Origin of the sequence: Corallococcus sp. AB038B (assembly GCF_003668955.1) — a bacterium.
GTDB lineage: Bacteria > Myxococcota > Myxococcia > Myxococcales > Myxococcaceae > Corallococcus > Corallococcus exiguus.
On sequence record NZ_RAWO01000002.1, the window covers coordinates 39,590 to 62,624 of the forward strand.

Here is a 23,035-nt window from a genome sequence, read left to right on the forward strand (position 1 = left end):
ATGGGATACCGTTCAGTCTTCGCCCCGAACTCCTTCGCGGGCCGCACCATCATCGTCACCGGCGCCGGCAGCGGCATTGGCCGGTGCACCGCGCATGAGCTGGCGTCGCTCGGCGCGCACATCGTCCTCGTGGGCCGCAAGACGGAGAAGCTGGAGAAGGTCGCTGGCGAGCTCTCCGCCGAGGGCCACGCGTCCACGCAGCACGCCGTGGACATCCGGGACGAGGCCGCGGTGCGCGACATGGTCGCCGCCGTCGTCCAGAAGCATGGCCGCATCCACGGGCTCGTGAACAACGCTGGCGGGCAGTTCCCGTCGCCGCTGTCGCAGATCTCCAAGAAGGGCTTCGAGGCGGTCGTCTCGACGAACCTCACCGGCGGCTTCCTGGTCGCGCGCGAGGTGTTCACCCAGTCCATGAGCGAGCACGGCGGCGCCATCGTGAACATGCTCGCGGATGCCTGGAACGGCATGCCGGGCATGGGGCACTCGGGCGCGGCGCGCGCCGGCATGTTCAACCTGACGCAGACGGCCGCTGTCGAGTGGGCCGCCTCTGGCGTGCGAGTGAACGCCGTCGCGCCCGGCTGGGTGGCCTCCAGCGGCCTGGACACCTATGAGGACCCCTTCGTCCGCGAGATGATCCCCTTCCTGCGCAAGCAGGTGCCCCTGCACCGGCTGGCCACCGAAGCGGAGGTGAGCGGCGCCATCGTGTTCCTGCTCTCCGACGTGGCGGCGTTCATCACCGGCGAGGTCATCCGCATCGACGGCGGCGCGTCCTGCAACACCAAGGCGTTCCCGCTGTCGGAGCACTCCAACTCGAAGCCCTACGACGGGTTCCACCTGGCCAAGGGGCCCGCCATCCTCGACGGCCCGAAGGAGAAGTGACGTGCCCACGCTCGTCTCCCAGGTCGAACCGGCCTCCGCCACCTTCACCACGCAGCGCCAGGAGATGCTCGCCCGCGTCGCGGAGCTGCGCGCCATCGAGCAGAAGTCGCGCGACACCGAGCAGCTGGCCCGGGACAAGTTCAAGCAGCGTGGACAGCTGCTCCCGCGTGAGCGCCTGGCGCTGCTGCTCGACCGGGGCTCGCCCTTCCTGGAGCTCTCCACGCTCTGTGGCTACAAGCACCACGACGACAGCGACGGCTCGCTGGCCGGTGGGAACACCATCATCGGCATCGGCTTCGTGTCCGGAGTGCGCTGCCTGGTGTTCGTGAGCAACTCCGCCGTGAAGGGCGGCACGGCGACGCCCTGGGGTGTCCAGAAGGCGCTGCGTGCGCAGGAGATTGCCCTGCAGAACCGGCTGCCCGTGGTGTCGCTCGTGGAGAGCGGCGGGGCGAACCTGCTCTACCAGCAGGAGATTTTCATCCCGGGCGGGGAGACCTTCTACAACCAGGCGAAGCTGTCCGCGGCCGGCATCCCCCAGCTGACCGTCGTCCACGGTTCGAGCACGGCGGGCGGCGCGTACATCCCGGGCCTGTCCGACCACGTCGTCATGGTGCGCGGCAAGGCGAAGGTGTTCCTCGCCGGACCGCCGCTGCTCCTCGCGGCCACGGGCGAGGTCGCCACGGACGAGGACCTCGGCGGCGCGGAGATGCACACCACCGTGGCCGGCACCTCCGACCACCTCGCCGAGGACGACGCCGATGGCATCCGCATCGCGCGGGAGATTGTCGCGTCGCTCGGATGGAATGACGCCCTGCCGGCGTCCGCGCGTCCCGCCTTCGAGCCGCCCCGCTACGCGGTGGAGGAGCTGTGCGGTGTCGTGCCCATGGACCACCGCAAGCCCTACGACTGCCGCGAGGTGATTGCGCGGCTCGTGGATGGTTCGGACTTCTCGCCGTTCAAGGACGACTACGACGCGCTCACCGTCTGCGGCTGGGCGCGCATCGAGGGCCGGGCGGTGGGCCTCATTGGCAACAACGGGCCCATCACCGCGAAGGGCGCGACGAAGGCGGGCCAGTTCATCCAGCTCTGCTGCCAGGCGCGCACGCCCATCATCTACCTGCAGAACACCACGGGCTACATGGTGGGCACGCAGTCGGAGCAGGGCGGCATCGTGAAGCACGGCGCGAAGATGCTTCAGGCCGTGGCCAACGCGACCGTGCCTCAGATGACGCTCCTGCTGGGCGGTGCCTTCGGCGCGGGCAACTACGGCATGTGCGGCCGCGCGTTCCACCCTCGCTTCATCTTCGCCTGGCCCAACGCGCGCACGGCTGTGATGGGCGGTGAGCAGGCGGCGAAGGTGCTCACCATCGTCGCCACGGAGAAGGCCCGGCGCGCGGGACTGCCGCCTGACCAGGAGTTCCTGGACGGGATGGCGAAGCCGCTCATCGAGCAGTTCGACCGCGAGTCGGATGCCTTCCAATGCAGCGCGCGGCTGTTCGACGACGGTGTCATCGACCCCCGGGACACGCGGCGGGTGCTCGGGTTCATCCTGTCCACGTGCGACGAGGCTTCGCGCCGCACGCTGTCGCCCAACTCCTTCGGCGTCGCCCGGCTGTAGCGAGGGGAATCATGAAACGCATCCACAAGGTGCTGGTGGCGAACCGGGGTGAGATCGCCGTGCGCGTCCTGCGCACGTGTCGCCGCCTCGGACTGCGCACGGTCGCGGTCTTCTCCGACGCGGACCGCGATGCCCCTCACGTGCGGCTCGCCGACGAGGCCATGCACCTGGGGCCTCCCCCCGCGAGGGAGTCCTATCTCTCCATCGAGCGGGTCCTCGCCGCCGCGAAGGCGTCCGGCGCGGATGCCATCCATCCCGGGTACGGCTTCCTGTCGGAGAACGAGGACTTCGCGCGCGCGTGCTCGGAGGCCGGCTTCGTGTTCGTCGGGCCGCCCGCGGAAGCCATCGAGCTGATGGGGAACAAGCGTCAGGCGAAGCTGCGCATGCAAGCCGCGGACGTGCCCTGCATCCCCGGCTATGAGGCGGCACGCCCTGGCGAGTCACTCGAAGACGAGGCCCTGGTTCGCGAGGGTCAGCGCGTCGGGTTCCCCATCATGGTGAAGGCGGCGGCGGGCGGTGGCGGGCGTGGCATGCGGCTCGTCCGCGAGCCGGGCGCGCTGCTCGACGCCATCCGCTCGGCGCGCTCGGAGGCGACGAACGCGTTTGGCAGCGGCGAACTCATCCTGGAGCGGGCCATTGAAGGCGCTCGTCACGTGGAGGTGCAGGTCTTCGCGGACGCGCATGGCAACGCGGTGCATCTGGGCGAGCGCGACTGCTCCGTGCAGCGCCGGCACCAGAAGGTGATTGAAGAGAGCCCGTCTCCAGCCGTCACGTCCGAGCTGCGCGAGCGCATGGGGTTCGTGGCGGTGCAGGCCATCCGCGCCATCGGGTATCGCGGCGCGGGGACCATCGAATTCCTCCTGGCTCCGAACGGCGACTTCTTCTTCATGGAGATGAACACGCGCCTCCAGGTGGAGCACCCGGTGACGGAGCTCATCACCGGGCTCGACCTGGTCGAGTGGCAGCTGCGTGTCGCGGACGGCGAGCCGCTCCCGCTGACGCAGCCGGAGATCACCTGGCGCGGACATGCCATCGAGGCGCGCCTGTGCGCGGAGGACCCGTCCAAGGGCTTCCTCCCTCAGACGGGCCGGCTCCTCGCATGGGAGCCACCGGCGGGGGAGGGCGTCCGTGTGGATCATGGCGTGCGCGAGGGGCAGGACATCACGCCGTTCTATGACTCCATGCAGGCGAAGCTCATCGCGTACGGACCGGACCGCGAGACGGCGCGTGAGCGACTGGCCGCGGCGCTGCGCGAGCTGACGGTGTTCGGCGTCACGACGAACAGTGCGTTCATCCAGCACGTCCTCGGGCACGAGGCGTTCCGCTCCGGCCGGTACGACACGGGCTTCGTCGGCGCGCACACTCCGCCGGAGAGGCTGCAAGAGCTCGGGAAGGCTTCCCTGGAGGACCAGGCCATCCTGGCCGCCTTGCTCTTCCACGACGATGCGCAGGCGCTCGTCCGGAAGGGCGGCTTCGACGCGACGCTCACGGGCTGGAGCAGCTCCTATGCCTTGCCGGTGCCGGTCAGCCTGCATGACGGTGTTTCGGAGTTCCGCGCCTCGGTGCGCCCCGTTGCTCCGGAGTCCTACGAGGTTCGTGTCGGCGACACCTTGTTCTTGCTCTCCCTGCGCGGCCTCGGTGCCGAACGCGCGGAGGTGGAAGTGTCGGGGCGCCGTCGCGCGGTCCGTTACCGCCGGGCGGGTGGCACTCTGTGGTGCTCGCTGGACGGCATCACACGCCAGCTGCGCGACGTCTCCTTCCGGCTGCCCTCCGAACGCGAGCGCGCCAGCGACGGCCGCCTGCGCGCGCCCATGGATGGCCGCATCATCCGGGTGAGCGCGGAGGTTGGCGCCACCGTGAAGAAGGGCGACGTGCTGGTGGTGCTCGAAGCGATGAAGATGGAGTCGTCCCTCATCGCGCCCACGGATGGCGTGGTCACGGCGGTGAACGTCACCGTCGGAGCTCAGGTGCCGGCACGGCATGTCGTCGCGGTCGTCTCTCCCGCAGCGAAGGAGGCAGCATGAGTGAAGCACCGCTCGTCCGGTACGAAGTCTCTCGTGGCGTCGCGACCCTGACGCTCGATTCGCCGCGCAACCGCAACGCGCTGTCGCGTGCGCTCGTCACGCAGCTGCTGGAGCGGCTGAACGCCGTGGGCGCCGACTCGAGCGTGCGCGCGGTCGTCCTCGCGGCCACCGGTCCCGCGTTCTGCGCGGGGGCGGACCTCTCGGAGATGGCGGACGGAGGCGCCGCGAAGGCGCCGGGCGTGCTGCTCGACGTGCTGCGCACCATCGTGACGCTGCCCCAGCCTGTCGTCGCGAAGGTGGCGGGGCAGGTGAGGGCGGGCGGCATCGGCATCGTGGGCGCGTGTGACGTGGCGGTCGTCGCGGAGTCCGTGAAGTTCGCCTTCACCGAGGCGCGCATTGGCGTGACGCCCGCGGTCATCTCCCTCACCACCCTGCCGCACCTGACCAGCCGGGCGGCGAGCCGCTACTTCCTCACCGGTGAGGCCTTCGACGCGGCCGAGGCCGCGCGCATCGGGCTCGTCACCACCGCAGTGCCGGACGCGTCACTGGATGGCGCGGTCGAACAGATCCTGGAGACCTTCCGGGTGTCGTCTCCGCAGGGCCTGCGCGAGACCAAGCAACTGGTGTCCGCCGGCCTGCGCGCGCGCATCGATGCCGGGGGCGCGGAGATGGTCGCGCTCTCCGGTCGGCTGTTCGCCTCCGAGGAGGCCCAGGAGGGGATGCTCGCCTTCCTGGAGCGCCGGCCTCCCGCGTGGGCCGCTCCGAAATAGGCTGCGGGAGCACCCGGTTCGACCCGACGCCCGAACGGGCGGAATGGAGCACACGATGTCCGCGATCCAGGCACCTCAGGCCCCGCGCATCAGCCGCGTCTCGCTGGGGGACATCGTCCACCGGTCGGCGTTGCGCTGGCCGGAGCGGACGGCACTCGTCGACGGGGACCTCGAGTTCTCCTACGCGGAGCTCGACCGGCGCTCGAACGCGTTCGCGCACTACCTGCTCGCACAGGGCCTGCCCCAGGGCGCGCGCGTCGCGATGCTCTGCGGCAATTCCGCGCAGATGCTCACCGCGTTCGTGGGCATCTACAAGTCAGGGCTCGTCTGGGTGCCCATCAACACCGGCCTCTCCGTGGAGGCCGTCCAGTACATCGTCGAGCACGCCGAGGCGACGCACGCCGTCGTCGACGCCGAGTTCCTCGCGAAGCCCGGGCTGCGGGCGATGCTCGATTCGCTGGGCACCCGCGTCATCGTCTGCGTGCCGGAAGGGCAGGCGGCGCCGGGCGGGGACTCGGTCGCGTTCCTGGACACGCTGAAGGGGCAGCACGGCACGCTGCCGGAGGTGGACATCCAGAGCGGCCAGCTCGCGCAGATCATGTACACCAGCGGCACCACCGGACAGCAGAAGGGCGTCATGCATTCGCATGCGTCGGTGCAGGCGGCGCTGAGCGGGAACCTGTTCGAGTTGGGCATGCGCCCGTCGGACTCCACCATCTGCGTGCTCCCGATGTTCCACTGCGCGCAGCACGCCATCGTGATGACGTTCCTGCTGGCAGGGGCGACCGTCGTCGTGCGGCGGGCCTTCGACCCGGGCGCGATGCTCGCGACCATCGAACGGCGCGGCATCACGTTCCTGCTGGGCCTGCCGGTGATGTACGGCGCGATGCTGGCGCACCCGGCGCGTCCGGCCACGAAGCTGTCCAGCCTGCGCCTGTGCCTCTACGTGATGGCGCCCATGGCGCGCACGATGCTCGTGGAGCTCATCGAGCACTTCTGCCCGGGCGGCTTCGCGCTCGCGTCGGGGCAGACGGAGATGTACCCGGCGACGAGCATGTTCAAGCCGGAGCAGCAGCTCAAGCGGTTCGGCTCGTACTGGGGCGACTCGGTCGTGACGAACGAGACGGCCATCATGGACGACGAGGGCCGGCTGCTCGGGCGCGGCGAGGTGGGGGAGATCGTCCACCGTGGGCCCAACGTGATGCTCGGCTACTACAAGGACCCGGAGGCGACCGTGCGGGCGAGCGCCTTCGGTTGGCACCACACCGGCGACCTGGGCATGTTCGACGCCGACGGTCAGCTCCTCTTCGTGGACCGCAAGAAGGACATGATCAAGACGGGCGGAGAGAACGTCCCGTCCATCAAGGTCGAGGAGGTCCTCCTGCGTCACCCCTCCGTGCTTCAGGTCGCGGTGGTGGGCCTTCCGCACTCACGTTGGGCGGAGGCGGTGACGGGCTTCGTCGTGCTCAAGCCCGGCGCCGCCGCGACGGAGGCGGAGATCAACGCCCACTGTCGCCAGCACCTGGGTGGGTTTGAAGTGCCCAAGGCCATCGTCCTGCTCCCGGTCATGCCGCAGACCAGCACGGGCAAGGCCCAGAAGTTCGTGCTCCGTCAGCAGTACGCCCGGCATTACGATGCGGGGCGTGACGACCCACAGACCCCCTGAGTCCGCCGCGCCGAAGAAGACCCTCCTGCCTGGTGTCGCGCTGGGCTTCGCCATCACGAGCCTGTGCGTGGTCTTCCTGTGGCCCGTGGGCCTCGTGCTGGCCATCCTGGCGATGGTGAAGACAGGCACGCCGGAGCATGCCGGGCGCAGGGGGCTCGCCATCGCGGCCCTCATCGTGGCGGGGCTGGGGCCCTTCATCATTGGCATCGTGGCCGCCATCACCATCCCCAACTTCATCAAGTTCCAGGCGCGCTCGAAGCAGGCGGAGTGCAAGGTCAACCTGAAGGCGGTCTTCACCGCGGCGAGGGTGAGCATGGTGGACGAGCAGCCCCTGGTCAGCCTCGATGCGATGGGCATCGAGCCGGGACCGCGCAATCGCTATGCCTATCTGCTGCGGATGCCGGAGGAAGTCATCCCCGTGGGGGCGGCCTTCCCCGCGATCGCTCCGGCTGAAATCCAGGCGGCCCTGGCCCGGGCGGGCGTGAAGCCCGGCGTGGAGGGGACCTGTCCCGACTGCGTCGTGACGGCCGCGTGCGTGGGCAACGTGGACAACGATGACACGCTGGACGTGTGGAGCATCTCCACCGTCAAGCGCACGGCCGCCAACGGCGAAACCATCGAGCTGGGAACCCCGTACAACCACGTGAACGACGTCAGGGAATAGCAGTCCGGAGTAGGGTCCTGGGTTCCCTCCTTCCCCAGGTATCCATGGACCTCCGGCGATTCCTATCCCTCGTCGCGTTCGCCACGTCTTCGCTCTTGGCGAACGCAGCCCACGCGAACACCGTCTACGGCTTCTGGCAGGGCTCGGGAGGGCAGAGCCCCTCCAGTCCGGGCAACCGGGTGTTCCTGCTGGATTCACAGACGTCCAGCAACCCGGTGACGTTCACGCTGACGTCGTCCGCGGATGCCTGGCTGTACCTGCTGGATGCGAACGGCACCATCCTCGCGCAGGACAACAACGGCGGTGGCGGCACGAACTCGCGCCTGGTCGTCACGCTGGCTCCGGGCAGCTACCAGCTGGTCGCCGCGACCGCGCTGTCGGGCCAGAGCGCCGAGTTCACCCTGGCGTCGGACTCCGGGGTGCTGCGCCATCCCAAGGCGCTGGAGGTCCGGCCCACGAGCCGCTTCAGCTGGGTCTACGACGATCACGGCACCGGCGCGACGAACGACATCGCCGTCTGGCGCCCGGACCTCTCCCAGACGCCGGGCTTCTTCTCTTTGGGCGACGTGGCCATGCCGAACCGGGGACAGGCGCCCGCGACGACGTTCGTGGTTCGCGGGGAGGGGGACCTGCTCGCGCGTCCGTCCAACTACAACTGGATCTGGGATGACTCCGGCTCCGGTGGAACGCACGACGTCTCCTTCTGGGAGCCGGTCGCGCCCGCGGGCTACACCTGCCTGGGCCACGTCGCGGTGCTGGGCTACTCCAAGCCCTCCACGGACCTCATCCGCTGCGTGCGGAGCGAGTACGTGCTGCCCGCGAATCCTGCCTGGGTGTGGGACGACAGGGGCTCCGGCGCGGACGACGACATCGGCGTGTGGCAGGCGGTGGTGCGCGACCACCGAGGCCTGCCCGCGTCCACCTTCGTCTCCCGCCCCAGCCACGGCGACACGGGAGGCAACCGCTACTGGGTCCTCAACAAGAGCGCCACGTCCAACGCGGAGCTGCGGGGCCTGTCCGTGGACGCGCAGACGGTGGCGGCGTTCGCGCCGCGCGTATGGCTGCATCCGGACGAGGCCTACTTCCCGTCCTCCACGCAGTTCCACCTGGCCAACGTCCACGAGGAGAACGGCCACCTGGTGACGAACCAGGCGCTGGGCTGTGACTCCTGCACGGATCCGCAGTTCCTGGACGGCCAGCGCCCCAACCAGACGCCAGTGCCCGTCTACGCGCAGGTGATTCCTCGCACCCAGGGCGGTCTGCCGACGAACGTGACGGACGTGCTGTATTGGAATTTCTATCCCTACAACAATGGCAAGCGCGTGTGCATTGGCTGGTATTCGCCCTGGGGCTGCGTGGGCGGCTACTCCACCTTCGGCAACCACGTGGGGGACTGGGAGCACCTCACCGTGCGCTTCATCGACGGGCGCCCCGCGCAGGTCTACCTGAGCCAGCACGCGAACGGGCAGACCTTCACCTTCGGCGACAAGGCCGTGTTCCTCACCGGCTGGCATCCGGAGGTGTTCTCGGCCAATGGCTCGCATGGGCTCTATCCGGACGCCGCGCGGCACATCTACGAAACCATCTTCAACGGCGACTTCCTGGCGGACGACACCGGCGCGGGGCTCGCGTGGGACACCTGGAACAACGTGGTGATCATTCCATGGCAGCCGGCGGGGACGTACACGGGGTCGCTCGCCTGGATGAACCTCACGGCGTACTGGGGCAACCCCGAAGCCGGCTGCGACAACCCGACCGGCTACTGCGTGAACAGCGGTGGCCCGTCGCCGCTGCGAAACCGGTCGGTGTACCAGCCGGACTACATGACCCTGGAGTAGTCCTAGCGTCTGCCCAGGAGGCCGAAGGGCTTCCACTCCAGGATCTTCAGGTCGAACCCCGCCTGGCGCTTCTCGGCTATCCAATCCTCGAGGGCGCTCAGGGCGGCGGCCTCGTCCTCGAAGTCCAGGCGCTCGTCGTCGCGGGTGACCAGCGTGGTGCCGTCCACGATGGCGGACGTGTATTCGTTCTTCGGCCCGCCGTACTTCGCGAACTCCCGTTCGAGCGGGCCCCGGCCGGGAACCACGGTCGTGACGCGCAGGAAGTCTCCTTCGTAGCGGGCCTCCAGCCGTCGCACCTCCTGTGCGGCGGCGTCGGAGGTCTCGAAGGCGAAGCGGAACGTGCGCATCGACCCGTTGTTGAGTCCCGCGTGGAACTGCACGACGGCGCCGAAGCGTTCGATCTCGATGAAGAGGTCGCCCCGCCTGCGCCAGAAGGTGACGCGCTCCGAGGCCCGCTGCTTCACGTCGAGTTCCGGAGGCGTCCCCTGTCCGAGGAACTCCTTCCCGTCGAAGATGTGCAGGGGCAGGCTGCTTGGACGCATCAGCCACACCTCGCCTGTCTTGCGCTGGGCGTAGACGACGTCCCTCGCGCGCGCGTTCTTCGACGCCTGGGCCGCGATGCCTGCGACGTCCAGGCCTTCGAGCTCCTCGGCGGTGGGTTCATCCGGCTCGCGGACCTGCTGGGGCTGGAGCGTGTCCGTGAAGACGGGCTCGCCCTCGTGGATGCGCTTGAACAAGGCGTTGTGGTGGATCTCCCCCAGATCGAGGTTCCACAGCTCGGGGCGCAGGAAGGTGGACGCGAGCGAGGCGGCCTCCTCGCCGGGGCGGCCGTTCGCCAGGTACTGCTCGGTGTGGGTCTCGCCGTAGCAGGTGACGTCGTGATCGTTCTCGTCGAGGAAGCGCGTGGTGAGGTCACCCGCCACGACGAGGCTGTCGTCGTTGTAGATGCCCTGGATGGCGTCCCGGACCACGAGGTCGCCGAGCACCAGGAAGTTCCCCGACGTCTGGAGCCCCCATGCCGTGCAACGGCCCACGACCACGACCGTCGAATCCGGTCCGCAGTCCTCCAGCACGCCCGCCACCTCCAGGTCCCCGAGGACGACGAGGGGCGCGGTGACACGCAGCAATCCGGCGGCTCGCGCGTTGCCCGTGATGACCCGGGCCTCGGAGAGGGTCCCTTCGAGCACCGCGTCCTCGGGCGCCAGCAGCTCGCGCATCACCAGGGCCGCGAAGCCGATGGGCGACAGGGGGCCGGGACACAGCGCCTCCGCGACCTGGGACGGAGACCGCTGCGCGTCCTTCCGAAAGACATCCGCGAGGTCGGAGACCGAAGGCTCACCGTGATGAGAGAGCGCTTGGAGGACGGCGCCTTCGAGCCGGGCGCGCACGGCCTCCGCGCGGGAGACGAATTCATTCTGGGAGAGGCTCATGGCCGCGCATGCTACCCAGGTGCCCGGCTGGATGCCGCGCGAGAAGTTGTTTCGGTAACAGGGCGAAGCGTTCGTTCCGGGCTTTGCGCGGTGTCTCTTCGAGGTGGGTGTGATGCGCGAGGAAGATGGGGTGATGGCGGTGGTTGCGGTGAGCTGGGCACTGGTCTTCCTCGGCGGAGGCGCGTTCGTCGTGCGCCTGATCCACCGGGCATGGAAGAAGGAGCAGACCCGCCACCACGGGCTGCCGGGCGAGGCCACGGTGCTGGAGTGCAGGGCCACGCGGATGTACATCAACCGCCGGCAGGTCTACGACTTCCTGCTCGAGGTGCGGATGCCCGGCCAGGCGCCGTATCAGGTGTCGTTGAGCAGCCGGTGGCACGACTGGAACGTCCGGGTGATGGACGTGGGGCTGCGGCTCAACGTCAAGGTCGACCCGAAGGACCCTCAGGGCGTCGTCGTCCTGGGGCCGGTCGTCGCGCAGGACCTGGGCCGGTTCCTCCGCCAGGGCATGGACGCACTGGCGACCGGCCAGGCGGCGCACGCAGACCCCGTGAAGGCCCTGGCCGACCTCCAGCGGATGGCTGACGCGGGCCTGGTCTCGGAGGAGGAGTACGCGCGGAAGAGGGCGGAGATCCTCGACCGGCTCTGAAACAGCCGGGCCCACGACGGAGGCCCGGCCGCGGTTCATCCGCTGCGGCCTACTGGCAGATGGTTTCGGCCGAACACACGCACTGCCCACCGCCCACGCCGCCACACTGGCGGAAGCACGAGCAGTCTTCGTTCATGCAGATGTTGGAGCAGAGGCCAATGGCCTCGGAGTTGGTGGGCATCAGCGCCCCGACGGCGCCACCAGCCACGACGCCCATCATGAACACGAACTTCGCGATTCCCTTGCGCATGTATGACCTCCCGGGTTGAACGGCCCGTCCATTCTAGATTCGAGTCCTCGATTGGACGAGGCTCGACACCACGGGCCGGGAGCCGGTGCCTACGCCCCTTCGACGAAGCCTCCTCGTCTCATCCGAGGTGTGCCTTCCCGACCTCACACCCATCCCCAAGGTCAGTGGTTCCCGAGGAGCTGTTTCTCGACCTTCCCCCGGGGCCGGTGAGGGAGGTGCATGCAATGAAGGCATTCAAGGCGGTACTGCTGGGAACGCTCGTGTCGGCGCTGCTCGTTGGCGCGGGGTGCAAGACCACGAAAAGCGAGGGGTTCGGCACGGGTGGCTCCGGAACGATGGAGCCAGGAGTCGGAGGCCGGACGAACATCGGAACCTCCAAGGAACCGGAGGGATCCGAGACGGGCACTGGCGACGTTGGCGGATCAGGTGCAGGGACGAACCAGGGGACGGGTGGTTCCAGCACGGGTGGCAGCTCCACCACCAGCGGTACCTCTGGCGGGGGTGATACGAGCAGTGGCTCAAGCACTGGCGGCTCGGGTGATTGTGGCCCCGATGGGAGTGGGTCGAGCACTGGTGGCTCGGGCTCGGGCGGAGGCGACATGAGCCGCTGACCCTGACGCGCCGGGGACGCGCGATTCGCGTCCTCGGCTCTCATGTGGGTTGAGGGCATTGCCATGGGGCCAGGCGCCCGTGTGATGCCTGAAGCCCTGGCTTGCGCGGCTGCCTGCCTCGTTCTGACCGGTCCCGGACGCATCTAACGCTTCCCCGGGACACCTCCCGTGCGTATCACTGGCCTTCGTGCGCACGCCCACCGACCGTTACCTGCCACCTCACGCTGACGCTTCCTCCTCCACGATGCTCCCTCGCGGGCGGGTGGTGGTCATCGCGCCCACGCGCGCCGCGTGCGAGACCATCGAGCTGGCGCTCGGGCTGGAGCTTCGCACGTACCTGGAAGAGCACCACGGCGAGCGCCTCCTCGCGCTGGCTCGGAGCGGGCAGGGGTTCGGCATCGTCGCGGGCACCGGCACGGGCAAGACGCTCGCCATCCGCCCCATCGCGGAGGAGCTCACGGGCCGGCGGCCCCTTCGGGTGGCGGTGGTCAACCGCGAGCGGGAGGCCAGCGCGGAGACGCCGCTCGCGGACGTGGTCATCGTCACCACCGGCATCGCGCGGCGCTGGTTCCAGGGCGGCGCCATCCGGCGTGAGGACACGCTCATCGTGGATGAGATCCACCAGACCTCCGCGGAGCTGGAGCTGTGCCTGGCCCTGGGCAAGCGCGTGGGCTGCCGCTTCATCTGGCTGTCCGCCACGGTGGACCCGGCCTTCTACGCGCGCTACCTGGACAGCGCGGACGTGCTCCAGGTGTCCACCTTCGACCCGGGCAAGGCGGCCCAGGTGGAGGTCGAGCGCCGCAAGCCGCTGTCCTTCCTCGACGACGCCTTCCTCCAGGACGTGCAGCGGCAGGGGCGCGGCGTGGGCGTGTTCCTGGCCACGCGCGCTGGAGTGGAGGAGGCGGCGGCCCACGTGCGTGCCCGCTCAGCCGATGTCCACGCGGCGCACTACCACGGCGGCGAGCCGCTGCGCGCCATCCGCCCCTTCCTGGAGGGCACGGCGCCCCGGCCCTTCGTGCTCACGATGACGGCGGCGGGGCAGAGCGCGCTCAACGTGCCGGGGCTCGACACCGTCGTCATCGACGACCTGCGCTTCACGAACGTGGTGGAGGGCGGCCGCAATGTCCTCACCCGCGTGCACCTGGGCAACAACGAGCTGCTGCAGATGGCGGGGCGCGTGCACGGGCGCGTGGCGGGCGGGCGCGTCTTCATCCTCAGCGACCGGCTGATCCACTTCGCCTCGCTGCGGCCCACCGAGCCTGAGTTCCAGCTCGCGGGCGAGCCGGAGCGGGTGGCGCTCACCGCGGCGGCGCTGGGCGTGCGGGCGGATGAGCTGGACCTGCCCGTGCCGCTGGATCGCGCCGCCTATCGGAGGGCGCTCGCGAAGCTGGAGGCGCGCGGCATCGTGGACGCGGACGGACGGTTGTCCGCCTACGGCCGGGCGGTGGAGGCCCTGCCCGTGGAGCGTCCGTGGGCGGAGCTCATCGTCAACGCGGAGGACGCGCTGCTGCCGTTCCTCGCGGTGTGCAGCGCGGTGGAGTCCCTGCACCGGATGACGCGCGAGGAGCGGAATCTGGAAGAGGTGCTCGTGCAGGGCAGTGACCACCTGACCGCGTACAACCTGTACGCCGAGGCCTTCCGCGTGGCGGGCACGGTGGGAGAGGTGCAGGGGCTGCCGCGCCACGTCTTCGACCCGGAGAAGCTCACGGCGTGGGCGGAGGGGCGAGGCGTGTTGGTGAAGGCCCTGGAGGACGCGGCGCTCGCGATGGCGAGCGTGTACCGGAGCGTGGGACTGGCGCTGCCCGCGCGCATGCCGTTCGCGAGCACCAGCATCCACCATCGCTTCTGCGACCTGCTCGCGCGCTTCATGCCCTTCGACCTGGTCATCGACGAGCGCACGGCCTGGGGTGAGCTCACCCGCGTGTCGAAGACGAGCGTGTGCGGCAACCTGGGCGCGGTGGCGGGCACGCTGCGCTACTTCGCCGACCGCAACGGCGAGTCACAGGGCGCCATCGAAGGCACCCAGCTGCCCCAGTCGCTGCTGCGCCGCTACGCCCAACGTCACGCGGTGGCGCCCGTGTATGACGTGCGCTTCCGCTCGGTCGTGCTCGTCAAGCGGCTGGACTACTTCGGCTTCACGCTGGAGCAGGAAGTGGACGTGCTGCGCGCCTGGGGGCCGGAGCTGGCCACGGCGGCCCGGCACGCGCTCGCGGAGGCCCTGGCGCGGGGCGAGGCGCCGCATCCCGCGGTGGACCGGCACCGGGTCGCCATCGCCGAGGTGCGCGAGCTGTGGCGGCGCTCGGGAGGAGTGACCGCGCCGCTTGGGTTCCCGGAGCTCACCGCGCTCTACGAGGCGCAGCTCGATGGCGTGGACACGCTCGATGACTTCCGGGAGCGCCCGCTGCGGCTGGACCTGGACGCGCTCGTGCCGCCCGCGACGCGCCGGGCACTCCTGGCGCTCCCGGACACCGTGGAGGTCCGCGAGCAGGCGGTGCCGCTGGAGTACGACGTGGAGCAGCTGTCGGACGGAGCCCTGCGGGGCGTGGTGCGGCTGCACCTGCCGGAGAAGCTCGCCCGCACCCTGGTGGAAGAGGAACTGCCGGTGCTCGACCGCTCCCAGCGCTTCAGCGTGGCCCGTGGCCGGCGGGGTGTGCTCCAGGCCCGCTCGCTCCTGGAGCTCCAGGAACTGCTCGACCGACCCTGGATGCCGGACGAAATCGCCGAGGCCACGCGGGAGCGTCGGCCCCAGGTGCAGGACCCGGAGCGTGGGGGCAACCGGGGCCCTCATCATGGCAAGGGCTCAACGTACGGAGGAAGGCGGGGAGGCGGCAGGCGGAGGCGCTGACCTGGTGCACGGGCCCGGGTCGCTCACCACGCGGAGCGGTCCATCCAGGCCTGGAGGGCGCGCACGATGTCCTCCGGCGCGTCTTCCGGCGCATGGTGCCCAGCGCGACGGAGTGGGACGATTTCGAGGGACCGGAGATTGGCTCGCGCCCACTCGATGATGCTCGGAGCGTTGAGCCCCGTGTCGCCGAACGTCAGCAGGAGCACCGGCTTCACGGACGGCTGCGCGAGCCACGCGTCATAGCGTTCGATGACCGCGGCGACGTCGGCGGGCTCACCATCGATTGGAATCTCCCGAGGCCACTGCAGCACCGGGCGTCGCGAAGCCGCGTCTGGATAGGGGGCCTGGTAGACGGCCCGATCCCCCTCCGCGAGGCCACGCTGGACCCCATTCGCGAAGGACTTCTCGAGGAACGCATTCTGTTCGAGCACGAGCTGCTCACCGACCCCTGGGGTGCGCAGGGCGCGGAACAGTTGCTCGCCCTGGGGAGGCCAGTCGCTCCAGTGCATGGGGCGGAGGAACGTCTCGAACACGGCCACGCCCCGCACGCGGTCCGGATGCCGCCGCGCCCAATCCAGGGCCAGCACACCGCCCCAGTCGTAGCCGACGAGCACGACGTCCCGCAGACCGAGCGCGTCGAACCACGCATCGAGGTACCTTGCGTGGTTCTCGAACCGGTACGGGATGTCCGGCTTGCCCGAATCCCCCATGCCGATGAGGTCGGGCGCGAGGCAACGGCCCCGGCCGGCGAGCGGCGGAATGACGTTTCGCCACACGTGTGAGGACGTGGGGTTGCCGTGAAGGAACACGATGGGCGAGCCCGTCCCGGCCTCGCGGTAGGAGATGAACGAATCCAGGACCTGGACCTGATGAACCATGGGCATGGGCGTGCTCCGGGAAGGAAGCGGCGGAGAGGTGTGGCATGCGATGAGCACGCCCGCGACGAGACAGCCGAGCAGTCTGTGCATGCACCCATGATGGGGAAGGGGACACCTCCCTGGTAGTGATGGTTCGTGAGGTCTAGGCTCACCAACCGTGAGCATTTCGATCGCCGCCCTCGACCTCAACCTCCTCCTGGTGCTCCACACCGTCCTCACCGAGCGCAGCGTGGTGCGCGCGGCCGAGCGGCTCCACGTCACTCCCTCCGCCATCAGCAACAGTCTGGCGCGCCTCAGGTCCGTGTTGGGCGACCCGCTGGTCACGCGCAAGGGCCGTGGCATCGTCCCCACTCCCCGCGCGCTCGCGCTGGCTCCCGCCATCGCCCGAGGCCTGCGCGAACTGGAGTCCGGGCTGCAAGAGGCCCCCTTCGAGCCGGTCCGCTGCGCGCGCACCTTCACGCTCGCCGTCGCCGATGCGGGGCAGGTCACATGGGGACCGCGAATCGCCGCCCGGATGGCTGGAGAGATGCCGAACGCGCGCCTCTCCGTGGTCGGCATCGCTTCGCTCGTGGCGCTCGGGGACCTGACCTCGTCGCAGGTCGACCTGCACATTGGCCTCGCCGGACGGGGCGCGGGCCTGCACGTCGAACCGCTGCTGGACGAACGCACCGTCCTCGTGGCCCGCGATGATCACCCTGGACTCACGAAGCGTCTGTCCGCGCGTGCGCTCGGCTCGCTCCGTCACGTGGGCGTGGAGATGGTCCCGGGCAAGGGCTTCCGGGACCTCGTTGGCGCCGCGTACGCACGCGCGGGCATCCGCCGCGAGGTCGCCATGACGGTGCCCTCGTTCCTGACGGCGGCGGCGATCGTGGCCGCGACGGACCTCGTCGCGACGTTGCCGGAGTCACTCGTCGCGGCGCAGGGAGCGCGCCTGGGCGTTCGCTGCGTCAACGCGCCGGTCCCCGCGCACACCGTCAAGATGGCCCTGTGCTGGCACGACCGCACGCATGCGGACCCGGCGGCGCGGTACTTCCGCCAGTTGGTCCGGCGTGCGGTCCTGGACGCGTGAGCATCAGAAGCTGAAGCCCACCCGCAGGATGTCCATGTTGATGTCCACGATGCGCCCGTTCCTGCGCGTATCACCCCACGGCAGGCTGTACTGGCCGCCGAGGTCCAGCTCCTTGCGCTGCTGGTTCCAGCTGTAGCCCACGGCCGCGCCGAACACCGCGGCGAGATAGAAGTTCGTGCGTGCGAACGTCTTCCGGTAGCCCAGGTCCAGGCCCAGGGTGAGCTGGCCTCCCGTCGTGCTCCGATTGGCGGGCTCACCCTTGTCGGCGTCGGGCCGGTCCTTCTCGTTGCTCACCATGCCGCTCAGCTTGGGCTGGAGGAAGAAGCCGTCGCCCCGTGCTCGGGGCCACGGCGTCCAGGCCACGCCCGTGGAGACCGTGAGCGCCCGGCCCGTGCCGCAGTTACCGATGTTATCCGTGCAGCGGCGGCGCGCGTACCGGGGCGTGACTTCAATGACCAGGTCGGTCTGGTCCGACAGCTGGAGGTTCGTGCCGAGAGGGAGCGCCACGTGGAGCGTGCCGCCCACGAGTGGCCCCGTCAGCAGGAGGGAACCCGTCACCAGCGGCGAGATCCAGAGCGCGTGCGCGGGCCGCTCTCCCACGGAGGACCGCGGCTCCGGCGGCTCCACGGCCTGGGCCTGGGTCGCGGTGAGGAGAAGGAGCACCGGAATCAGCATCGCCTTGTTCAACGCATGCCTCCTGCTGCGAGTGGGGACGGACCCTTGCTGGAGCAAGGGTCGTTCCACCCGCGTGGATGAGGCCCGCTCAGAGTGCCTTCGCGCCCGCGCACGACAAGGTTGTCAGAGCTCGCGCCCGCTGATGCCGGACACAGGTGTCACACGTGCCGTTCGGCGATCGCCGCGAGCTGCGCCGTGACGGTGCCCCAGCCTTCGTGGAAGCCCAGGTCATGGTGCATGTTTCTGTCCGCGCTGTTCTTGTGCATCACGTGGGCGCTGTAGTCGGTGCCCTGCGGATGATCCTTCAGCGTGATGATGGCGGTCATGAGCGGCATGCCAGACACGTCCGCGGGCCGCCAGCCAGCGACCATCACGTTCGTGAACACGATGCGCTCGAGCGTGTCGACGGCGAGGAAGCACGCGCTGAGGTGCGGCCCGAAGTCGCTGGTGGCTGTCTCGCTGAAGTGCGTCACCAGCGCGCCGCCGGGCCGCAGGTCCATCTCCAACACCTTGCACCGCGACGGCGCGGGCACCCACCACTGCTCGAAGCTGGCAGGGTCCGTCCAGGCCTTCCAGACGACAGCGCGCGGCGCCTTGATGATGCGCGAGATGCTCAGGTCGAGCTCGGGATTCAGGGCAGGGGACATTCGATTCACTCCTTGGGTGATGCGGCGGTGACGAACTGTTCCAGCCGGTCCGTGCGGGCCTCCCAGAGGGCGCGCTGCGCGGACAGCCACGACTCCACGGCGGCGAAGGGCTTCTTCTCCAGCGCGCACGTCCGCACACGCCCTTCCTTGTGCGTGCGGATGAGCCCGCTGTCCTCCAGGAAGTGGATGTGCTTCATGAAGGACGGCAGGGCCATGTCGAAGGGCTTCGCCAGGTCACTGATGCTGGCGGGGCCCTTTCCCAGACGCGACAGCACAGCCCGACGGGTCGGGTCCGCGAGCGCCTGGAAGATGCCGTTCAGTTGTTCTGGATGCTTTTCCACGAGGCTAAGTAATGCCTTGAGATACTTAGCGCAAGGGCTAAGTAATTCGCCGGGCCAGGGCGCGGTGGCGCCCTTACGGAACTGGGGGAAACGGTGGCTTCTGGAACGTGGGCACGGGCAGCGACACGTTGACGGGGAGGTCCCGCGTGTCCCCTGTCTTCAGGAACGCGATGACCTTCGGAAGGATTTCGGGGTGCTGTTCGAAGACGGGGGCGCGCGTGTGGTGCACGCCCCGGTGGACCAGGAGCGCCCGGCCATTGGGAAAGTACGGCAACAGGCCCAGCGTGTTGTCGATGGGCGTGGAGGTGTCCCAGTCCCCATGGAAGAAGAGCACGGGGGTGGGGTTGGGAGCAGGGAGCCGCAGCGTCGCATCCACTTCCGGAGTGGGCCACGCGTCCGCGGAGGCGATGAGCGCATCGAAGTCCGTCATGCCCAACAGGTCCGTTCCAGAGTCGGTTCGAAGCAGGTGCCCACGCTCGGCGGAGACGCCCAGGCTGCTGTCGATCAACGGGGCGAGGATGCGGACCGGTGAGTCGTCGCCCTGGCGTTCCTGGAGGACCTCCCGCGCCCAGTCGTCGTAGTGGCGGTGATAGAGGGAGAGCACGAAGGCGGGCCAGTCCTCCGGTGGGCGCAGCAACGCGGCCCGGAAGTCCTCCAGGCCCAGCACCACGGTCCGAGGCTTGCCCGCCGCATCCTTCACCTTCACGCGGGTGGGCCCACTCGCCAGACGTGCGTGAACGGCGCGCAGCGCCTGCATGACGCCGCCCCGCGGCAGCCACGGTGCGAGCTCCGGGGCCCGGTCCGCATCCCAGGCAATCCGCTGCAGCACCGCGAAGACGTGCGACGGCATGTCGAAGGCGTTGTCGAGCGGCTCCACACCGGAGAGCCAGGCCCGTGCCACGATCTCCGGGTGGAGCTTCATCACGGCGAAGCTCCACTGCGAGCCGAAGCTCTGTCCGGAGAGGGTGATCTGCGCGTACCCCAGCGCCCGGCGCAGGTCGTTCACGTCCTCGGCGCACTGGACGAGGGTGTAGCCTGCCAGGTCCTTGCCGGGATGGGCGGCCATCGCGTCCCGGGCCAGCTTCACCATCTCCGACGCATCCGCCGCCAGGGTTCGTGGCCGGTCCAGGGGCTGGTGCGGACGGGCCACCAGCAATTCCTCCCCGCGCTTGGAATAGCCGCGCTGGTCCATGACGACCACGTCCCCGGCGGCGGTGAAGGGAAACACGCCGGCCAGCTGCTTCTTCGCGGCGGCGTCCTCGTCCGTGAAGGCGTTGAGGTAGCTGCGTGCGGGGCCGCCCGGAAGGATGAAGATGGGAGGCGCCCCGGTGGGCCGCGCCGCCTTGACCCGAGCGAACCCGACACCGATGAGGCGGCTGTTCGAGACCGCCCGGTTCTCCGGGACGAACAGCGTGCCCAGCTCGTACTGGACCGGCGCTCCTTCGGCTGTCTTCGTGGTGCCGTTTTCCCAGACGATTTCGCCCGCACGGTGAGAATCCGTGCTTGCGGCATGCGCGGGGGTGGTGAGGAGAACGAGGGCGAAAATTCGCGGCAGTCTGAAACGCAAGGGTGGGCGCCTCCCGGGCCGTGCATGTTCCCGGCTTTCCGCCCATCAATCCAGCCTGACAGTCGAGCAAGGGCAGGGCGCTCTGGCATTGCACCCGATCGCTCACCATGTGATAGCCGCGCCCCCCACCCTGGAGGAACGATGCTGAAATGGATTGCCTGGCTGTCGCCGTGTCTGGCCTTGCTGAGCGCGGGATGCATGCCATTGGAGGCGGACGACGTGCGGGAGCCGGAGGCTCAACAGCAAGCGTTGCCGGGCTCGGAGGTCATCGACTTCGCCTCCGCGAGCACGCAGGCGAACACGGACGCGTCGGGCAAGAGCGGCGGCATGGCCGTGCTCAAGACGAACAGCGCGAACTGCACGGTGGGCGCGTACGCGGACTGCTATGCGCAGTACATCGAGTTCAGCCCCAGCTACACGGGCTCTCTGTCCTTCAATCTCTCCAGCCTCACCCAGGCCGCGCCCACCCCGGCCCAGGTCACCCAGCTCAGCCTGCTGACGAAGTTCCAGGGGCCCGGCGTCGCCGCGTCATACTACCAGTGGCAGCTGTACAAGTTCTCCACCTCCAGCTGGGTCAGCATCGCCAACTCGCAGGGGCGCGGTGACTGGGTGTGGACGCCGGCCCTGACGCTCGCGCTCCCCACCACCGAGGTCGCGTCGAACTTCGTGTCGAGCACCGGGGAGATTCGCGCGCGCATCATCAAGGGCGCGGGGACGGACGCGGCGCAGCTGGACAGCCTCCGGCTCCAGGTGGCGTGGGACATCTCCACGACGTGCACCGCGGAAACGGACGCGGCCTTCTGCGCGCGGCAGGGCGCGAGCTGCGGTCAGGTGAGCGGCACCGACAACTGTGGCCAGGCCCGCACGGTCGCGAGCTGTGGCGCCTGCCAGAGCCCGCAGACGTGCGGCGGTGGTGGCACTCCGAACGTCTGTGGTGAGGCTTCCTCCTGCACGGTGGCGGCCTTCCCCAAGGGCACCACGTGGATGTGGGACCTGGAGCACAACGCCATTCCCACCAACCTCAACGCCCAGGTCTACGTCGTGGACCTCTTCAATACGAGCACCGCGAAGATCCAGGAGTACAAGACCGCCGGCAAGAAGGTGGTCTGCTACTTCAGCGCGGGCTCCTATGAGGACTGGCGGGAGGACGCGAACCAGTTCCCGCAGGACACGTACTGCACCCCCGGGGAGAACTGCGCGCAGTCCGTGCACATCATGGGCGACTGGTGCACGGCCGGCGGCGGCTGTGAGTGGTGGCTGGATCACCGCAAGCAGGGAGTGCGGACGGTGATGACGTCGCGCATGCAGCTGGCGAAGAACAAGGGCTGCGACGCGGTGGAGCCGGACAACATCGACGGCTATTCGCACGACGATGAAATCAACTGCACCGACCAGGCCTGCTGGGGCCTGACGGCGGCGAACCAGCTCGACTACAACCGCTGGCTGGCCACCACCGCCCACTCCCTGTGCCTGGGCATCGCGCTCAAGAACGACGTGGACCAGGTTCCCGCGCTCGCGGACTCCTTCGACTTCGCCATCAACGAGGAGTGCCAGCGGTTCAACGAGTGCGGCGCGTACAAGACCTGGTTCACGAACAAGAACAAGGCGGTCTTCAACGCCGAGTACCGCAAGGACTCGAGCGGGGACATCACCAACTGGACGTCGTGCACGGGCACCGGCGCGACCTGTGCCTGCGGTGAGAGCGGCTTCGCCCAGGGGGACATGCGCACCCTGGTCTTCAGCACCGCGTCGGTCCGTTACGACAACCTCCAGTTCACCTGCTGGTAGCGCGGGCGGGCCGGGGCGGTCATCGGGCCCCGGCCCTTCCTGCACTCAGTACGAGACGGTCGCGGTGTAGGCGAAGTGGTCGGAGCCGTACTTCTCCAGGCGCTCGGCGGGACCGGTGCCGATGCCCACGCTGACGTAGATCTGATCAATGGGCACGCCGCTGACGCCCGCGGTGTTCAGGTGGTTCATCCCGGGGATGTCCTGCGACAGCGCGCGGTTGAAGTCTCCCACCAGGACGACAGGCAGCCCCCGGCCGCGCAGCTCCGCGACGACCTCGCGCACCACGGTGTTGTGCGTCCGCCAGCGGTCCTGACGTTCCGGGTGCTCGCCGTTCCAGGCGCCGGAGATGTAGTGGGTGTTGATGAACGCCAGCTTCGCGCCGGTCGCGAGGTTCTTCAGCACGACCCAGTTCACGAAGCGCGACGGCGTCACGTCGGCCTCACCGCCGTGCGTGAGGCGGGAGCCGTCGCCCGTCTTCTCGAACTTGTTCTTGCGCCAGGAGATGGCGATGGAATTGCGCGCGTCCAGCCGGCCGTCACCGGGCCGGAAGTGGGCGTAGGCATCCATCGCATCGAGCTTGGAGTGGCCCTCCGCGGTGTCCACCTCCTGCCAGCCGATGATGTCCGCGAGCGGCCTCGTGTTCGCCTGCCCGTGCCACGTGTTGTGCGTCGCGACCGTGGTCGTCGCGGCGGCGAGCGCCGCCGGTGCTGGCTCCTCGGATGGAGCGGGCACGAGCCCCAGCGACAGCAGCAGGCTGAGGACGGCCGACGACAAGAGCTTGAGCATGGTTCCCTCGGAATGCGCGCCAGGGTCATTCCTGGCGCTT

19 protein-coding genes are annotated in these 23,035 nt (G+C 69.2%); 11 read left to right on the forward strand and 8 right to left on the reverse strand.

Going from position 1 to position 23,035, the window contains the following annotated elements; translation table 11 throughout:
• From D7Y04_RS11585 to D7Y04_RS11615, 7 genes are read left to right on the forward strand one after another with little or no spacing between them, the layout of a single operon-like run.
• Entirely contained in the window at positions 1 to 879 is an 879-nt protein-coding gene (locus tag D7Y04_RS11585; RefSeq protein ID WP_120574759.1) for an SDR family oxidoreductase, read from the forward strand.
• 1 nt (position 880) lies between these two features.
• Positions 881 to 2,497, forward strand: a complete 1,617-nt coding sequence (locus tag D7Y04_RS11590) for an acyl-CoA carboxylase subunit beta (RefSeq protein WP_121759355.1) — start codon at positions 881 to 883, stop codon at positions 2,495 to 2,497.
• Between the two features lie 11 nt (positions 2,498 to 2,508).
• Positions 2,509 to 4,521: an acetyl-CoA carboxylase biotin carboxylase subunit gene (locus D7Y04_RS11595; RefSeq protein ID WP_120593982.1), complete on the forward strand. Its 2,013-nt coding sequence runs from the start codon at positions 2,509 to 2,511 to the stop codon at positions 4,519 to 4,521.
• Positions 4,518 to 5,291 (forward strand): enoyl-CoA hydratase family protein, encoded by a 774-nt coding sequence (locus tag D7Y04_RS11600; RefSeq protein WP_120593981.1) that lies wholly within the window; start codon positions 4,518 to 4,520, stop codon positions 5,289 to 5,291. Before D7Y04_RS11595 ends, D7Y04_RS11600 begins: the two co-directional genes overlap by 4 nt.
• 55 nt (positions 5,292 to 5,346) lie before the next feature.
• Positions 5,347 to 6,957 (forward strand): AMP-binding protein, encoded by a 1,611-nt coding sequence (locus tag D7Y04_RS11605; RefSeq protein WP_121759882.1) that lies wholly within the window; start codon positions 5,347 to 5,349, stop codon positions 6,955 to 6,957.
• Positions 6,926 to 7,621: a pilin gene (locus D7Y04_RS11610; protein ID WP_121759356.1), complete on the forward strand. Its 696-nt coding sequence runs from the start codon at positions 6,926 to 6,928 to the stop codon at positions 7,619 to 7,621. The genes D7Y04_RS11605 and D7Y04_RS11610 overlap by 32 nt, the downstream gene beginning before the upstream one ends.
• Positions 7,622 to 7,665: 44 nt before the next feature.
• Entirely contained in the window at positions 7,666 to 9,459 is a 1,794-nt protein-coding gene (locus D7Y04_RS11615) for a Vps62-related protein (protein ID WP_171806278.1), read from the forward strand.
• 2 nt (positions 9,460 to 9,461) lie between these two features.
• Here the strand turns inward: D7Y04_RS11615 and D7Y04_RS11620 are convergent, their stop codons facing one another.
• Positions 9,462 to 10,889 (reverse strand): hypothetical protein, encoded by a 1,428-nt coding sequence (locus tag D7Y04_RS11620; RefSeq protein ID WP_121759357.1) that lies wholly within the window; start codon positions 10,887 to 10,889, stop codon positions 9,462 to 9,464.
• Positions 10,890 to 11,001: 112 nt separating this feature from the next.
• Here D7Y04_RS11620 and D7Y04_RS11625 point away from each other — a divergent pair, with 112 nt between their 5' ends.
• Positions 11,002 to 11,538 carry an SHOCT domain-containing protein gene (locus D7Y04_RS11625; protein WP_147454436.1) on the forward strand — a complete coding sequence of 179 codons (537 nt, stop codon included), beginning with the start codon at positions 11,002 to 11,004 and terminating at the stop codon, positions 11,536 to 11,538.
• A 49-nt stretch (positions 11,539 to 11,587) separates the two neighbouring features.
• On the opposite strand, the gene D7Y04_RS11630 is transcribed toward D7Y04_RS11625, so the two are convergent.
• The gene (locus tag D7Y04_RS11630) at positions 11,588 to 11,788 is read right to left on the reverse strand and encodes a hypothetical protein (RefSeq protein ID WP_120593977.1); all 201 of its coding nucleotides are present in this window, start codon (positions 11,786 to 11,788) and stop codon (positions 11,588 to 11,590) included.
• Positions 11,789 to 12,643: 855 nt separating this feature from the next.
• On the opposite strand from D7Y04_RS11630, the gene D7Y04_RS11635 reads away from it, so the two are divergent.
• Positions 12,644 to 15,244: a DEAD/DEAH box helicase gene (locus tag D7Y04_RS11635; RefSeq protein WP_233601380.1), complete on the forward strand. Its 2,601-nt coding sequence runs from the start codon at positions 12,644 to 12,646 to the stop codon at positions 15,242 to 15,244.
• A gap of 23 nt (positions 15,245 to 15,267) precedes the next feature.
• Here D7Y04_RS11635 and D7Y04_RS11640 read toward each other — a convergent pair whose 3' ends face one another.
• Positions 15,268 to 16,128 carry a haloalkane dehalogenase gene (locus tag D7Y04_RS11640; RefSeq protein ID WP_121759359.1) on the reverse strand — a complete coding sequence of 287 codons (861 nt, stop codon included), beginning with the start codon at positions 16,126 to 16,128 and terminating at the stop codon, positions 15,268 to 15,270.
• Between the two features lie 151 nt (positions 16,129 to 16,279).
• On the opposite strand from D7Y04_RS11640, the gene D7Y04_RS11645 reads away from it, so the two are divergent.
• Entirely contained in the window at positions 16,280 to 17,191 is a 912-nt protein-coding gene (locus D7Y04_RS11645) for a LysR family transcriptional regulator (protein ID WP_121759360.1), read from the forward strand.
• 3 nt (positions 17,192 to 17,194) lie between these two features.
• Here D7Y04_RS11645 and D7Y04_RS11650 read toward each other — a convergent pair whose 3' ends face one another.
• The 4 genes from D7Y04_RS11650 to D7Y04_RS11665 all read right to left on the reverse strand — a co-directional run bounded on the left by D7Y04_RS11650 (position 17,195) and on the right by D7Y04_RS11665 (position 20,421).
• Positions 17,195 to 17,878, reverse strand: coding sequence for a hypothetical protein (locus tag D7Y04_RS11650; protein WP_121759361.1), 684 nt, complete (start codon positions 17,876 to 17,878; stop codon positions 17,195 to 17,197).
• Between the two features lie 146 nt (positions 17,879 to 18,024).
• Positions 18,025 to 18,513, reverse strand: a complete 489-nt coding sequence (locus tag D7Y04_RS11655; RefSeq protein ID WP_121759362.1) for an SRPBCC family protein — start codon at positions 18,511 to 18,513, stop codon at positions 18,025 to 18,027.
• Positions 18,514 to 18,518: 5 nt separating this feature from the next.
• Positions 18,519 to 18,854, reverse strand: a complete 336-nt coding sequence (locus D7Y04_RS11660; RefSeq protein ID WP_120593971.1) for a helix-turn-helix transcriptional regulator — start codon at positions 18,852 to 18,854, stop codon at positions 18,519 to 18,521.
• 73 nt (positions 18,855 to 18,927) lie between these two features.
• Positions 18,928 to 20,421, reverse strand: a complete 1,494-nt coding sequence (locus D7Y04_RS11665; RefSeq protein ID WP_121759363.1) for an alpha/beta fold hydrolase — start codon at positions 20,419 to 20,421, stop codon at positions 18,928 to 18,930.
• Positions 20,422 to 20,562: 141 nt separating this feature from the next.
• Here D7Y04_RS11665 and D7Y04_RS11670 point away from each other — a divergent pair, with 141 nt between their 5' ends.
• The gene (locus D7Y04_RS11670) at positions 20,563 to 22,209 is read left to right on the forward strand and encodes an endo alpha-1,4 polygalactosaminidase (RefSeq protein WP_158627492.1); all 1,647 of its coding nucleotides are present in this window, start codon (positions 20,563 to 20,565) and stop codon (positions 22,207 to 22,209) included.
• Between the two features lie 45 nt (positions 22,210 to 22,254).
• Here D7Y04_RS11670 and D7Y04_RS11675 read toward each other — a convergent pair whose 3' ends face one another.
• Positions 22,255 to 22,995 carry an endonuclease/exonuclease/phosphatase family protein gene (locus D7Y04_RS11675; RefSeq protein ID WP_121759365.1) on the reverse strand — a complete coding sequence of 247 codons (741 nt, stop codon included), beginning with the start codon at positions 22,993 to 22,995 and terminating at the stop codon, positions 22,255 to 22,257.
• Positions 22,996 to 23,035 lie beyond the last annotated feature (40 nt).